The sequence below is a fragment of the Streptomyces sp. NPDC058663 genome, assembly GCF_042716745.1.
Taxonomy (GTDB): domain Bacteria; phylum Actinomycetota; class Actinomycetes; order Streptomycetales; family Streptomycetaceae; genus Streptomyces.
Map to the genome: position 1 here is coordinate 91219 of NZ_JBHXRV010000017.1, position 14102 is coordinate 105320.

Genomic DNA, 14102 nt, shown 5'->3' on the forward strand with positions numbered 1-14102 from the left:
CCCCCGCCCGTACTCCATCCACCCGGACCACCCGAAGGACCGTCCATGGACCTCAGCCTCTTCTACTTCGCGCACGACTCCACCGCGCCCGGCCAAGCCGGCCGCTACGAACTGCTGATCGAGGGGGCGAAGCTGGCCGACCGGTCCGGGCTCGCCGCCGTATGGACGCCGGAGCGCCACTTCGACCCCTTCGGCGGGGCCTACCCCAACCCGGCGGTGCTCGGCGCGGCCCTGGCCATGTCCACCCAGCGGGTGGGCATCCGCGCGGGCAGCGTCGTCGCCCCGCTGCACCACCCGGCGAGGATCGCCGAGGAGTGGTCGGTGGTGGACAACCTCTCGGGCGGCCGGGCCGGTGTCGCCTTCGCGTCCGGCTGGAACACCGTGGACTTCGCCCTGCGCCCGGAGAACCACGCCGAGCGCCGCACCCTGGTGCGCGAGACGGCGGAGGAAGTACGCAGGCTGTGGCGCGGCGAGTCCCTCGCCACCACCGACGGCCTCGGCCGCCCGGTCGAGATCAAGGCCTATCCGCCCGCCGTCCAGAGCGAGCTGCCGATCTGGCTGACCTCGGCCGGCGGCGTGGACACCTTCCGGGCCGCCGCCCGGATGCGCGCCGGGATCCTCACCCACCTGCTGGGCCAGTCCCTGGAGGAAGTGGCCGGAAAGATCGCCGAGTACCGCAGGGTGGCCGCCGAGGAGCACGACGGCTGGGGCGGCCACGTCGTCCTGATGCTGCACACCCTGCTCGGTGACGACCTGGAGCAGGTCCGCGAGCAGGTCCGCGAGCCCTTCACCAACTACCTGAAGAGCTCCGCCAACCTCACCGCCAAGTCCTTCACCGGCAAGGAGACCGACCTCTCCGAGATGAACGCCGCGGACATGGACTACCTCGCGGCCCGCGCCTTCGACCGCTACTTCGAGACCGGCGGCCTCTTCGGCAGTGTCGAGCGCGCCGCCGAACTGCTGCCCCACGTCCGGTCGCTGGGCGTGGACGAGATCGGCTGCCTGGTGGACTTCGGAGTCGACCCCCGGGCCGTCCTCGAAGGCATCGAGAAGCTCGGAAAGCTCAACGAGATCGTGTCCCGCTGAGCCGCCCGACCCCGTACGCCACGCGAGGTCCGTACCGCACGCGCGCCCCGCAGACCCCGCACGTCACGCAAGCCCCGCACGTCACGCAACCCACGTAAGTCACACGGCTCGGCTGAGTCGGACGACGAGACAGGAGACGTCATGAGCACGACCCTGCGGGCGGACCGGACCTGGTCCCCGCGCGAGATCACCGGTGCCGAGGCCCAGGGCCGCGACCTGGCAGACCACCTGACCGAGCTCGGCGCGCAGGGGCTCACCGACCTGCTGACCGAGCACAAGGCGCTCGTCTTCCGCGGCTTCGGCGTCACGCCCGAGTCCATCGAGCCCGTCCTCGACCGGCTGCTGCCCAACCGGCTGCCGTACGTGCACGGAAACTCCCCGCGCACCCGGGTGCGCGGCAACCTCTACACCTCCACCGAGTACCCGCAGCGCTTCACCATCTCCATGCACAACGAGCTGAACTACGCCCACCGCTGGCCGGCCAGGCTCGCCTTCTACTGCGAGACGGCCGCCGCCTCCGGAGGCGCCACCCCGGTCATCGACGGCGCGCTCTGGCTTCAGTCCCTGGACGCCGAGGTCCGCGAGGCGTTCGCCGGCGGCATCCGCTACGTGCAGAACCTGCACGACGGGTACGGCCTCGGCAAGAGCTGGCAGGACACCTTCGAGACCGACGACCGGGCCGAGGTGGAGCGCTTCCTGACCGCCTCCCAGGCCGAGTGGGAGTGGAACGCGGACGGCATCCGGGTCGTCCAGCACCGCCGCTCCACCACCACGCACCCGGTGACGGGCGCCGAGGTCTGGTTCAACCAGGCCGACCAGTGGCACCCGGCCGGCCTCGGCGACGAGACGTCCAAGGAGCTGTACGACATCCTCCCGCCCGAGGAGTTCCCCCAGTACGTCACCTTCGCCGACGGCAGCACCATCCCCGACGCGTACGTCACCCAGATCCGCGACCGCGGCCTGGAGCTCGCCGTCGACGTCGACTGGCGCGTCGGCGACGTCCTGCTGATCGACAACGTGCTCACCGGCCACGGCCGCCGCCCCTTCGAAGGCGCCCGCCGCATCCTGGTGGCCATGTCCGACTGACCTGCCGCCCCCCAGCCCGGTCCGCCGGGCCCCGCACCGTGCCCCCGTCCTCCCCCTTCCCCGGGAGGACGGGGGTTTCCTCACGACCGCAGGAAGGCGAGCACCGCCAGCACCCGCCGGTGCCCCTCGGTGGCCACCGGCAGATCCAGCTTCGCGAAGATGTTGCCGATGTGCTTGTTCACCGCCGCGTCGCTGATGAACAGCTCGCCCGCGATCGCGGAGTTGGTGCGGCCCTGGGCGATCAGCGCGAGCACCTCGCGCTCCCGGGGGCTCAGCCCCTCCAGCGGGTCCTTCCGCAGCCGTACGAGCTGTTGGATCACCTCCGGGTCCACCACCGTCCCGCCGAGGGCGATCCGGTCGATGGCAGCCGTGAAATCGGCCACCGCGGCCACCCGCTCCTTGAGCAGATAGCCCACCCCCGCCCCGCCGCCGGAGTCCAACAGGCCCAGCGCGTACGAGCGTTCCACGTACTGGGAGAGCACCAGCACCGGCAACCCGGGGAACTCCTCCCGGAGTTGGACCGCCGCCTTCAGCCCGTCGTCGCTCAGCGTCGGCGGCATCCGTACGTCGGTGACGATCAGGTCGGGCCGCTCGGCGCGCACCGCGGCCACCAGCGCGTCGGCGTCACCGACCGCCGCCACCACCTCGTGCCCGACCCGCTGCAACAGCCCGACCAGGCCTTCGCGCAACAACACAGCGTCCTCTGCCACGATCAGGCGTAGCGACACGGAACCTCCACATGCAAAAGGGTGGGACCACCGACCGGACTCGACACCCGCATGCGCCCGTCGAGCGCCTTGACCCGGTCGGCCAGCCCGGTCACCCCGCTGCCCGCTTCCGTGTCGACGCCGCCGTGGCCGTCGTCCGTGATGTCGAAGATCAACAGATCCGCATGGTATCGACCGCGCACCTCCGCTTTCGCGGCTCCGCTGTGTTTGGCGATATTCGTCATCGCCTCGTTGAGGAGGTAGTACATGGTCGTCTCCACCTTCCTCGGCAGCCCCTCGGGCAGCCGGAGGTCCACCTCGACCGGGATCGGGAACCGGGCGGCGTAGTCCTCGATCGCCGCCACCAGCCCGTGATCGGCCAGCACCGGGGGATTGAGCCCCCTGATCAGCGCCCGCAACTCCTGGTGGGCGGTGGAGAGCTGGGACTCCGCCTGGGAGAGCAGCTCCGCCTGCGGGGAGCCCGGCGGCGTGTCCAGGCGCAGCATCCCCAGCGTCATGCCCAGGGACACCAGGTGCTGCTGCGCACCGTCGTGCAGATCGCGTTCGATCCGCACCCGCTCCGCGTCGAAGGAGTCCAGCAGCCGCACCTGCGAGGCACGCACCTCGCGCAGCTCCTCGCCGAGCTCCCGGTCGCGCGGGGCCAGGAAGGTGCGCGCCATCGCCGCCCGCGCCCCCGCCCACGAGGTCACCGTGTACGGCGAGGCGAGCAGCACCACCGCCGCGAAGATCGCCCAGGGCCAGGTCTCGCTGTCCAGGGAACTGAGGAAGACGGCCGGCAGCCCGAAGCAGAAGAGCAGCACCATCAGGTCCACCCACCACAGCCCCGCCGACGAGATCAGCGTGAACACCAGCTCCCGCCAGGTCACCTGCTCCTTGATCCGGGTCGCCACCCACGCCCTGGTGCCCGGCTCGTTCGGACGCCGGTGCGGGTCCGGCAGCCGGTCCAGGTCCACCAGCCGCAGCCGCTGCCGCTCCAGCCTCGCCACCACCGTGGAGGCCATCACCAGCCCCACCAGAGGGGCGATCCCGATCAGCACCAGCAGCAGCGCCAGCCCGCCGGCCAGACCGACGGCGAAGATCACCACCGCTGCCGTGCCGACCAGAACACCGCTGCTCAAGTAGGCCAGGGAGCGCCAGGGCCAGCTCGATGTCAGAAAGCTCATGGGACGCTGAGCCATGGCCTGCCAGGCCGTTGTGGGACGCATGTGGCCACCGTAGCCCGGCAGTTCGGCCGACCGGGGTAGTGCTGGCACTACCCCGGAAGTAGAGAGCGGGTCAGTGCCCCGACCCCCCCTCGTGCGGTGAGATCAATGCATGACGACAACGAGGCAAACCTCCGTACAGGACGCGGTCGAACTCCACGGCGTGCGCAAGGTCCACGGCACCGGCGACCACGCGGTCACCGCACTGGACAGCATCTCCATCGGCTTCCCCCGCGGCACCTTCACCGCGATCATGGGCCCCTCCGGCTCCGGGAAGTCCACCCTGCTGCAGTGCGCGGCCGGACTGGAGCAGCCGACCGACGGACAGATTGTTCTCGCGGGCGTCGACATCGGCAAGCAGAACGAGAAGCAGCGCACCGAGCTCCGCCGCAAGCACATCGGCTTCGTCTTCCAGGCCTTCAACCTCGTCGAGTCGCTCACCGCGGCCCAGAACGTGGAACTGCCCTCCCGCTTCGCCGGCCGCAAGGTCAACCCGGAACAGGTCGCGAACGCACTCGCCTCGGTCGGCCTGGCCGACCGCGCCGCCCACCGGCCCAGCCAGCTCTCCGGCGGCCAGCAGCAGCGCGTGGCCCTCGCCCGGGCCCTGGTCACCCGCCCCGACGTCCTCTTCGCCGACGAGCCCACCGGCGCCCTGGACACCGTCACCTCCAAGGAAGTACTGCGGATGATGCGCATGCTGGTCGACCGGGAAGGACAGACCACCCTGATGGTCACCCACGACCCGGTGGCGGCCTCCGTGGCCGACGTCGTCGTCTTCATCAAGGACGGCCGGATCGCCGACCGCATCCCGCTGAACAGGGACCCGCAGAGCAACAACGCCGCTGCGATCGCCGCTCACATGGCCCGGCTGGAGGCGTGATGTTGATCATCGCGAACGTACGCGAACGCTGGTCCAGCTTCCTCGGAGCCTTCCTCGCCGTCATGGTCGGCGTGGCCCTCATCACCACCACCCTCGTCATCTACGACTCCTCCCGCCCCACCGTCCAGGACCGCTACACCGCCACCACCGCACTGGCCTTGCCCCACCAGGCACTCGACCAGGAAGGCAGCCCCGAGGACCGGATGCCGTGGAGCCCGGCCGAAGCCGCCCCGCTCCAGGCCAAGCTCGACGCCGTCCCCGGAGTCGCCGCCGTCGTGGTGGACCGCTCCTTCTACGCCCAGGCCCTGAAGGGCGACAAGCCCGTCACCGACGAGGGCGCCGCGGAAGCGGGACACGGCTGGGGCAGCGCGCAAATGGCGCCCTACTCGCTCGTCTCCGGCCGGGCCCCCAGCGGGAACGACGAGGTCGTGGTCGACCGCGCCCTGGGCGTGGCAGCGGGCAGCAAGCTCACCGTCAACATCACCGAGGGCCGCAAGCAGTTCACCGTCTCCGGCACCGTCGACGGCCCCGGCTACTACTTCAGCGACGCCTTCGCCGCCCAGCAGCAGCCCGGCGTCAGCTCCCTCGCCCTGATCGCGGACAAGGGAGCGTCCGCCGCGGCCATCGCCTCCGGCGCACAGCAGGCACTCGGCGACAAGGGCAACGTCCTGGCCGGCGAAGCCCGCTCCGAACTCCAGCCCCAGTACGTCGAGCACAAGCGCAACCTCGGCGTCCAGCTCATCGGTGCCATGGCCGCCCTCGGCCTGTTCACCACCGTCTTCGTCGTCGCCTCCATGCTGGTCCTGTCGACCGGCATGCGCCGCCGGGAGATCGGCCTGCTGCGCACCATCGGCGCCGCACCCAGCCAGATCCGCCGCATGATCCTCGGCGAGGCCGCCGTGATCGGCCTGCTCGGCTCGATCGTCGGCTGCCTGGCCGGCATCGCCGCCGCCCCGCTCCTGCGCAACATCCTCAAGGGGCTCGACGTCACCCCGCCCGGCATGGAGGTCTCCGTGGCCGCCTGGCCGCTGCTCGCCGCCTCCACGGTCGGCATCGGCGTCAGCGTCATCGGAGCCTGGGCCGCCGGCCGCAAGGCCGCCAAGGTCGCCCCGATCGAGGCCCTGCTCGACAGCCGCTCCGCCAACAACGGGATGGGGCGCGGCCGCTGGATCGCCGGCCTGTCCGTCCTCGGCCTTGGCGCCGTACTCGCCATCGCCACCGCCACCACCGGCGCCGACAGCCGCATCAGCATGGCGCTCTTCGCGACCATGACGCTCATCGTCGCCGCGGCCCTGCTGTCCCCCGCACTCGTCGGCCCCATCGGCCGCTTCCTGACCGCCCCCTTCCAGAAGCGAGGCACCGCCGGTCCCGTCCTGGTCCGCTCCGAGTTCACCGCCAACTCCCGCCGCGCCGCCTCCCTGGTCGCCCCCGTCATCGCAGCCGTCGGCTTCGCCGTCCTGCTCAGCGGAGCGGTCGAGACGATGCGCGTCGCCTACCCCGCCGGGGAGGCACTCAAGGTCGCAGGACAGACCATCGTCACCTCCGACGGCACCCCCGGAAACACCGACGAGGCCGTCGCCGCCAACCCGGTCGGCAAGGCATCCCTCCCCACCCGCGCCTACATCGGCGAGAAGCACACCGTCCTGGACGTACTCGGCACCCGCGACGCCAAGTGGAACAAGCCCGGCGAGGCCGTCCTCGGCCGGCGCACCGCCACCGAACTGGGCCTCGAGGAAGGTCAGAACACCCCGGTCCGGTTCGCCGACGGCACCACCGTCACCCTGAAGGTCAGCAAGGTCCTGCCCGACGACCCGGCCCGCGGTGACTTCGTGGTCGCCCGTGACCTGGTCCGGGCCCACGACCCGGCCGCCCTCACCGACGACATCTTCGTCCCCGCCGGACACAAGGCCTCCGCCGCGGTTCCCGGCACCGCCGTCCACGACGCCCTGCAGTACGCCCTCGACGACTACAACACCGACGCCAAGCTCACCGACAGCCTGGCCGCCATGCTCATCGCCATCGCCGTCGGCTACAGCGTCATCGCCGTCGCCAACAGCATGGCCATGGCAGCCCACGGCCGCCGCCGCGACTTCGCGGTCATGAAGGCCGCCGGCGGCACCGTCCGCCAGCTGCTCAAGCTGGCCGCCGGCGAGACCGCGATGCTGGTCGGCGTCGGCGCCGGACTCGGCATCCTGGTGACGCTGCCCCCGCTGGCCGGAATGGCCTCCGGCCTCTCCCAGGCCACCTCCTCCGACGTCGGCCTGCACCTCAACAACGGCGCCATCACCACCGCGGTCCTCGGCACCCTGGCCGCAGCAGTCCTGGCGGGGGTGATGGTCACCGGCAAGACGCTGAAGAAGTCCCGCTAGCCACTAGGGAAGTCACCGGAGCCCGCCCGAGTACGGAGGAAGAGGAAGGAGGCGAAAACACCGAACGACCACAGCGGGCAGGGAAACGGCGAAGGCGGCCCCGGGGAAACCCCCGGGGCCGCCTTCCGTCACGCCCGGCCCCGGAGGCTCTTTGGCCCGCTCCCGGTGGCACCCCTGCGCCCGCCCCCCCGAAGCCCCGCGGCCTGCTTCCGCCGGCCCCTCTGTGGTCGCAGCCGGTTGCACCTCGGAGCCACCTCGGCCGGGGCCGCCTCCCCGCCCGCCCCCGGTGGCACCCCTGCACCCGGGGCCCCGCCCCCGAAGCCCCCGCGGGCCCGCTTCCGCCGGTACCCCGGACCCGCCCCCACCCGCCCTCGCACATCCCCCGGGGCCGCCTCCCCGCCCGCCCCCGGCACACCCCCACCCCGTACGCCCCCCGCCACACTCCAGTCCCCGTACCCCCGCCACACTCCAGTCCCCGTACCCCCGCCACACTCCCGTCCCCGTACCCGTACCCTCGCCACACCCCCGTCCCCGTACCCCCGCCCCCCGTGCCCCCCCCGGGGCAACCTCGCCGAAACCGGGACGCACCACCCCCCGCCCCCGTCGCTTATAGAGCGCGGATAGCGCCACTGACTCTGCTGGTCGGCGCAAGCGCGATGGGAGGCGATGACAGTGACGATTCCGGACCTGCGTACGCAGTCACGGTGGCTCAGGCCGTTCCGCCAGGTGCCCCGGCCCCGGTGCCGGCTCGTGTGCGCCCCGCACGCGGGAGGCACCGCACACGCCTACCGGACCTGGCCCGCCGGCCTGCCGGCCGACGTCGAAGTGCACGCCGTGCAGTACCCCGGCCGCCAGGACCGGCTCGGCGAGCCCACCCCCACCAGCATGGACGACCTGGTGGGCCCGGTCGCCGACGCGCTGGAACCCTTCCTCGGCGAACCACTGGCCCTGTTCGGCCACAGCATGGGCGCTCTCGTCGCCTACGAGGTGACCCTCGAACTCGAGCGCCGCCACGGCCGGGTCGTCGACCTCCTCGCCGTCTCCGGCTCGCGCGCCCCCCACCACCGGGAGGAGCACGACCGGCACGAACTCGACGACGCCGCACTCATCGAGGAACTCCGCAGCCTGAACGACTCCTTCGACGACCTGCTGGCCGCCCCCGAGCTGCTCGACCTGGTCCTGCCGCCCATCCGGGCCGACTTCGGGGTCGTCGCCCGCTACCGCAGGACCACCCCCGTACCCGTCGGCGCCCCGCTGCTCGCCCTCGGCGGCACCACGGACCCCGACGTCAGCCCCGAGGAACTGCACCGCTGGCGCGACTGCACGAGCGGCACCTTCGGCACCCGGGCCCTGACCGGCGGCCACTTCTACCTCACCGACGAGCAGGCCGTCCTCGACGTGCTCGCCCCCTGGCTCCCCACCCGGCGCCACGTCACCCACCAGGTCTGACCCCACCAGGCCTGACCCGGCGACAAGGACCCGGCGACCCGGGCCCCGCGGTCCGGGCCCGACCCACGACACAGGAGTACGCGCAGCATGGCTGACCTGTCCGGCGCCTCGAACGTCGTCGAGATCCTCACCGAGAACGCCCGTACCCGCGGCGACTACAAAGTCCTCGCGATCGTAAGGGACCCCTCCGACCCCGCCTCCGCCCAGTGGGTGACCCACGAACAGCTGGACCGGGCGGCCCGCGTCTGCGCGAGCAGGCTGCTCAGCAGCTGCCGCACCGGCGACCGGGTGCTGCTCCTGCACCCCAACTCAGCGGAGTTCGTCGTCTCCCTCCTCGGCTGCTTCTACGCCGGCCTGGTCCCCGTGCCCTCCTCCATGCCCGGCCGCTACCAGCAGGACCAGCGCCGAGTGCGCGGCATCGCCCGCGACGCCGCGGTGAGCTGCGTCCTCACCTCCCCCGACGAGCACGCCGAGGTCAGTGCCTGGGCCGAGGCCGAGAACCTCGACGTCCCCGTACTCGTCCCGGACGTCGACCCGGCCCCCCTGGCCACCCCCTTCACCCCCCACGCGGCCGCCCCGGACGACCTGGCCCTCCTCCAGTACACCTCCGGCTCCACCAGCGACCCCAAGGGCAGCGTCACCACCCACCGCAACCTCCTCGTCAACGCCGGGAACATCGACACCTACCTCCCGGTCCGCGAGGGACAGCGCTACGGCGGCTGGCTGCCCAACTACCACGACATGGGCCTCATGGGGCACATCCTCACCCCGCTGCTGGCCGGCCACGGCATCGCCCTGATGACCCCGACGGCCTTCCTGCGCCGCCCCCGCGCCTGGCTGGAACTGGTCGACCACTTCGACATCGGGCTGTCCGCCGCACCCAACTTCGCCTTCGAGCTGTGCCTCACCCGCGTCCCCGACGAAGGCATCGAGGACCTCGACCTGTCCCGCTGGGAGCAGACGATCAGCGGCTCCGAACCGGTCAAGGCAAGCGTCATGGAAGCCTTCGCCACCCGCTTCGCCCCCACCGGCCTCGTCCTCGAACAGTGCACCCCCTGCTACGGCATGGCCGAATCCACCCTGCTCATCTCGACGACCTCCGGCCGCATCCCCGTCGTCCTGCACTGCGACCCCACCGAGCTGGAACAGGGCCGCGTGGTGCCCGCCGCCGACGGCACCGGGCGCGCCCTGGTCAGCTGCGGAGAGCCGCGCGACCTCGACGCCCGGATCGTCGACCCGGTCACCGGCCGCGCCCTGCCCTCCGGGTCCGTCGGCGAGATCTGGCTGCGCGGCCCCTCCGTCGTCGACGGCTACTGGCACAACACCGAAGCAACCGTTGCCACCTTCCACCAGTACGTCACCGGCGACGACCAGGACACCGGCGGCTGGATGCGCACCGGCGACCTCGGCACCCTCGTCGGCGGCGAGCTGTACGTCACCGGCCGCCTCAAGGAAATGATGATCGTCCGCGGACGCAACATCTACCCGCACGACATCGAACACGAACTGCGCCGGCACCACGAGGAGCTCACCGACACCTTCGGCGCCGCCCTCACCGTCCCCGACGCCCAGGGCACCGCGGAACGCCTCGTCGTCATCCACGAGGTCCGCCGCCGCGGCACCGACGAGGAACTCGCCCGCCTCGCCGCCCGCATGCGCAACACCGTGGCCCGCGAGTTCGGCGTACGCGCCGACTCCGTCCTGCTCATGCGGCGCGGCGCCGTCCGCCGCACCACCAGCGGCAAGATCCAGCGGTCGGTCATGCGCGTCCTGTACGCGAACGGCGAACTCGAGCCGCTGTGGTCCGACGGCTACCGCACCGCCCAGGCCGAACCGGCCCTGACCGCCGCGGGCGCCGAGTGATGAGAGCGGCCGGCCTCGACGCCCACCTCACCCGCTGGTCGCTGCCCGGCGGCCCCTTCGACCCCGAGCTGCTCGCCGCCCACGACGAGACGGAGACCTTCCCCGCGGAGGCGTGCGCCGCCCTCGACGCCTGGGGGATGCCCGAGCACTACGTGCCACTGCGCTACGGCGGCCGCATGGACGAGCTGGAGGAGACCCACGCCCTCCTGCGCAAAATGGCCGCCCGCGACCTGACGGTGGCCGTGGGCCACGGCAAGACCCTCCTCGGCGGCGCCTGCGTATGGGCCGCCGCCGAGGACGGACCCGCCGCGATGCTGGCCCGGCACGTCCTGGCCGGCGAACCCGTGGCCTGGGGACTCACCGAGCCCGGCCACGGCAGCGACCTGCTCTCCAACACCCTCACCGCCACCCGCCACGGCTCCGGCTGGCGCCTGAACGGCCGCAAGTGGCCGGTGAACAACGCCACCCGGGGCCGCCTGATGTGCGTCCTTGCCCGCACCGGCCCCGCCGGCGGAGCACGCGGCTTCACCGTCTTCCTCGTCGACACCCGCGCCACCGCCGCCGGCACCGTACAGCCCCTGCCCAAACTGCCGACCCACGGCATCCGCGGCGCCGACATCAGCGGACTCGAATTCCACGATGCACGGGTCCCCGCCCACGCCCTCGTCGGCACCGTCGGCGGCGGCCTCGAGCTCGTCCTCAAAGCCCTCCAGCTCACCCGCATCGCCTGCGTCGCCCTCTCCCTGGGCGCCGGCGACCACGCGCTGGCCCTGCTCCGCCGCTTCCTGCACGAACGACACCTCTACCAAAGGCCCCTGGCCGGGCTGCCGCACGCCCGCGCCGTCGCCGGCCGCGCCGTCGCCCGCCAGTTCCTCGCCGAAGCACTCGCCCACACCGCCGCCCGCGCCGCCCACGAGATACCCGAAGAACTCAGCCTGGTCTCCGCCGTCGCCAAGGCCTGCGTCCCCGGCATCATCCAGGGCCAACTGCGCCTGATCGGCGACCTGCTGGGCGCCCGCGGCTTCCTCACCGAAGTCGAGGGATACGGCGCCTTCGCCAAACTCGAACGCGACCACCAGGTGGTCCCCGTCTTCGACGGCAGCACCTGGGTCAACCGGGCCGGCCTGGCCGCCGCCCTGCCCCTGCTGCGCCCCGGCGGCCGCAGGGCCGCCGTCCCGCCCACGTCCCCGCCCGCCCACTGGCTGCGCGAGGAGCACGAGAGCACCCCGTTCGACGCCGACCGGCTGCGGCTGATGGCCCCCCGCGACTCCGTACTCGGCTCCCTGCCCGCACTGGTGGCCGAACTCGGCGCCGACGGCGGCCCCCACCCGGGCGCCGCCCCCGACGCCGCCGCCGAAACCGTCCGCCTGGCACGCGCGGTCCTCGCCGAGTACCGGCGCCTGGGCACCGACCTGGCCGCCGTCCGCCCCACCGGCGGCACCCCCGGCACCGCCGTCATGCGGCTCGCCGAACGCTACGAGTGGTGCTACGCCGCCGCCGCCGCGCTCGCCCTGTACCGCGCCCGGCCGCAGGCCCACCACCACCTCTGGTGGCGGGACGGACTGTGGCTGCGCGGCTGCCTCGCGCTGGCCCTGGAGAACCTGGGCGCACCGCCCCACGCAGCGGGAGCCGTGTACGACCGCCTCGGCGAGCTGCTGACCACCGACGCCGGCGCCCACGTCAGCGTCCTGGGCACCCATGCACCGGCGGAGGTGCCCGCATGAGCGACGTACGGTCCCGCACGGACCACCTGGAGAAGCTCCTCGGCGACCCCTGGGACGGGTCCAACCCCACCGGGTTCGCCGCGTCCGTGGCCGCCGACGAACGCGAGGAGACCGCGGCCGCCGCCGAAGCGGCCCTCGACGAGTTCGGCATCCTCGCCGAGTTCGTCCCCGAGAAGCTCGGCGGCCGGTTCGCCCGCGCCGACCACATGATCGAACTGATGCGTTCGGTCTACCGCAGGGACCCGGCCCTTGGCCTGGGGCACTGCGCCGGCCAGCTCCTCGCCGGGGTCAACGTCTGGACGTCGGGCTCACCCGGACAGCAGGACGCCACCGCGGGCCTCCTCCTGAACGGCCGCAAGATCGCCTGCGCCTTCCACGAACTCGCCCACGGCAACGACATCGGCGCCGCCGAGTTCGCCGCGGAAGCAGCCCCGGCCGGCCACGGGCTGACCCTGCACGGCCGCAAGGAGACCATCGCCAACCTGGACCGGGCCGACGCCCTCGTGGTGCTGGCCCGCACCGACCCGCGCGGCGGCCCCCGCTCCCGCTCCCAGCTCCTGCTGCCCGCCGACCGGCTCGACCCCCGGCACGTACGGTTCCTGCCGAGGTACCGCTCGGTGGGCATGCGCGGCGTGCGCCTGGGCGGCATGGAGATCACCGGCCTGCCGGTCGGCGACGACGTCCTGCTCGGCAACCCCGGCACCGGCGTCGAAACCGCCGCCCGCGCCTTCCAGCTGACCCGCATCGCCCTGCCCGCCATGAGCACCGGCCTGCTCGACAGCGCCCTGCGCGTCACCCTGCACCACACCCGCGGCCGCCGGCTCTACGGCAAGGAGGCGGCCGCCGTCCCCATGGTGCGCACCACCCTGGCCGAGGCCTTCACGGACCTGCTGATCTGCGAGGCCTTCTCCCGCACCGCGGCGCGCGCCCTGCACCTGACCCCCGAGGCCGGCAGCGTCCACGCCCCCGCGGTCAAGTACCTGGTCGCAGGGATGCTGCTGGACGCCATGGAGCGGCTCTCCCAGGTCATGGGCTCGGAGTTCTACCGCCGCGACGGCGAGCACGCCGTGTTCCAGAAGCTCGCCAGGGACGTCAAGCCGATCGGCTTCGGCCACATCGCCCGCGCCGCCTGCCTGTCCGCACTGCTGCCCCAGCTGCCCGGCCTGGCCGCCCGCTCCTGCCGGAACCCGGCAACGGCCCCGGCCGGCCTGTTCACCACCGAGACCCTCCTGCCCGCCCTCAGCCTGCCCGGGCTGCGCATGGCGTCGGGGGGCCGCGACCGGCTGGCCGCCTCGCTCGCCACGGCACTCGACGAGGACCTCCCGGCAGGGCTGCGTCCCCTCGTCGAGGAACACGTACGCCGCCTCGGCGCACTCGCCGACGCGGCGGCGGCCCTGCGGCCCAGGGACCTGTCGATCTCCGCCGACGTGGCCGTGCGCGACCTCGCGGCCGGCTACACGGTGGCGCTCGCCGCCGCGGCCTGCCTCGGGGTGTACCGCCACGCGCCGACCGGCGACTTCCTCTCCCGCCCCGAGTGGCTGGCCGCCGCACTCGCCCGGCTCGCCGGATTCGAGGAGGCGGCGCCCGTCGCCCTCCCGGCGGACGTGGAAGGTGCGCTCGTCGAGGAGCTCCTGGAGCGCGACGACCGCCGGCTGTCCTTCGGCCTGACCGCCCGGGAGTACGCGTGACAGCGGCCGCCGGGCCCCCACAAGCCT

10 protein-coding genes are annotated in these 14102 nt (G+C 72.8%); 8 read left to right on the forward strand and 2 right to left on the reverse strand.

Annotation, left to right across the window (positions count from 1 at the left end):
- Positions 1-45: 45 nt before the first annotated feature.
- On the forward strand, positions 46-1086 hold the full coding sequence (locus ACFWVV_RS14955; protein ID WP_384353705.1) for a MupA/Atu3671 family FMN-dependent luciferase-like monooxygenase: 1041 nt from the start codon (positions 46-48) through the stop codon (positions 1084-1086).
- Positions 1087-1227: 141 nt separating this feature from the next.
- Positions 1228-2172, forward strand: a complete 945-nt coding sequence (locus ACFWVV_RS14960) for a TauD/TfdA family dioxygenase (RefSeq protein WP_384353703.1) — start codon at positions 1228-1230, stop codon at positions 2170-2172.
- 80 nt (positions 2173-2252) lie between these two features.
- On the opposite strand, the gene ACFWVV_RS14965 is transcribed toward ACFWVV_RS14960, so the two are convergent.
- A complete protein-coding gene (locus ACFWVV_RS14965) occupies positions 2253-2900 on the reverse strand; it encodes a response regulator (protein ID WP_384353701.1) in 648 nt (215 codons plus the stop codon).
- Entirely contained in the window at positions 2885-4105 is a 1221-nt protein-coding gene (locus tag ACFWVV_RS14970) for a sensor histidine kinase (RefSeq protein WP_384353699.1), read from the reverse strand. Before ACFWVV_RS14970 ends, ACFWVV_RS14965 begins: the two co-directional genes overlap by 16 nt.
- 109 nt (positions 4106-4214) lie before the next feature.
- On the opposite strand from ACFWVV_RS14970, the gene ACFWVV_RS14975 reads away from it, so the two are divergent.
- From ACFWVV_RS14975 to ACFWVV_RS15000, 6 genes are all read left to right on the forward strand, one after another.
- Complete coding sequence (locus ACFWVV_RS14975) at positions 4215-4982, forward strand: ABC transporter ATP-binding protein (RefSeq protein WP_384353697.1); 768 nt, start codon at positions 4215-4217, stop codon at positions 4980-4982.
- Positions 4982-7351: an ABC transporter permease gene (locus tag ACFWVV_RS14980; RefSeq protein ID WP_384353695.1), complete on the forward strand. Its 2370-nt coding sequence runs from the start codon at positions 4982-4984 to the stop codon at positions 7349-7351. The genes ACFWVV_RS14975 and ACFWVV_RS14980 overlap by 1 nt, the downstream gene beginning before the upstream one ends.
- Before the next feature lie 666 nt (positions 7352-8017).
- Positions 8018-8800: a thioesterase II family protein gene (locus tag ACFWVV_RS14985; RefSeq protein WP_384353693.1), complete on the forward strand. Its 783-nt coding sequence runs from the start codon at positions 8018-8020 to the stop codon at positions 8798-8800.
- An 87-nt stretch (positions 8801-8887) separates the two neighbouring features.
- Positions 8888-10663 carry a fatty acyl-AMP ligase gene (locus ACFWVV_RS14990; RefSeq protein ID WP_384353691.1) on the forward strand — a complete coding sequence of 592 codons (1776 nt, stop codon included), beginning with the start codon at positions 8888-8890 and terminating at the stop codon, positions 10661-10663.
- On the forward strand, positions 10663-12387 hold the full coding sequence (locus ACFWVV_RS14995; protein WP_384353689.1) for an acyl-CoA dehydrogenase family protein: 1725 nt from the start codon (positions 10663-10665) through the stop codon (positions 12385-12387). The genes ACFWVV_RS14990 and ACFWVV_RS14995 overlap by 1 nt, the downstream gene beginning before the upstream one ends.
- On the forward strand, positions 12384-14075 hold the full coding sequence (locus ACFWVV_RS15000; RefSeq protein WP_384353687.1) for an acyl-CoA dehydrogenase: 1692 nt from the start codon (positions 12384-12386) through the stop codon (positions 14073-14075). The genes ACFWVV_RS14995 and ACFWVV_RS15000 overlap by 4 nt, the downstream gene beginning before the upstream one ends.
- The last annotated feature ends 27 nt before the right edge of the window (positions 14076-14102 follow it).

Excerpts from the sequence above, each read along its gene's own strand:
- ACFWVV_RS14955 (WP_384353705.1), top strand. The coding sequence starts at position 46 with ATGGACCTCAGCCTCTTCTACTTCGCGCACGACTCCACCGCGCCCGGC.
- ACFWVV_RS14960 (WP_384353703.1), top strand. The coding sequence starts at position 1,228 with ATGAGCACGACCCTGCGGGCGGACCGGACCTGGTCCCCGCGCGAGATC.
- ACFWVV_RS14970 (WP_384353699.1), bottom strand. The coding sequence starts at position 4,105 with ATGCGTCCCACAACGGCCTGGCAGGCCATGGCTCAGCGTCCCATGAGC.
- ACFWVV_RS14975 (WP_384353697.1), top strand. The coding sequence starts at position 4,215 with ATGACGACAACGAGGCAAACCTCCGTACAGGACGCGGTCGAACTCCAC.
- ACFWVV_RS14980 (WP_384353695.1), top strand. The coding sequence starts at position 4,982 with ATGTTGATCATCGCGAACGTACGCGAACGCTGGTCCAGCTTCCTCGGA.
- ACFWVV_RS14985 (WP_384353693.1), top strand. The coding sequence starts at position 8,018 with ATGACAGTGACGATTCCGGACCTGCGTACGCAGTCACGGTGGCTCAGG.
- ACFWVV_RS14990 (WP_384353691.1), top strand. The coding sequence starts at position 8,888 with ATGGCTGACCTGTCCGGCGCCTCGAACGTCGTCGAGATCCTCACCGAG.
- ACFWVV_RS14995 (WP_384353689.1), top strand. The coding sequence starts at position 10,663 with ATGAGAGCGGCCGGCCTCGACGCCCACCTCACCCGCTGGTCGCTGCCC.
- ACFWVV_RS15000 (WP_384353687.1), top strand. The coding sequence starts at position 12,384 with ATGAGCGACGTACGGTCCCGCACGGACCACCTGGAGAAGCTCCTCGGC.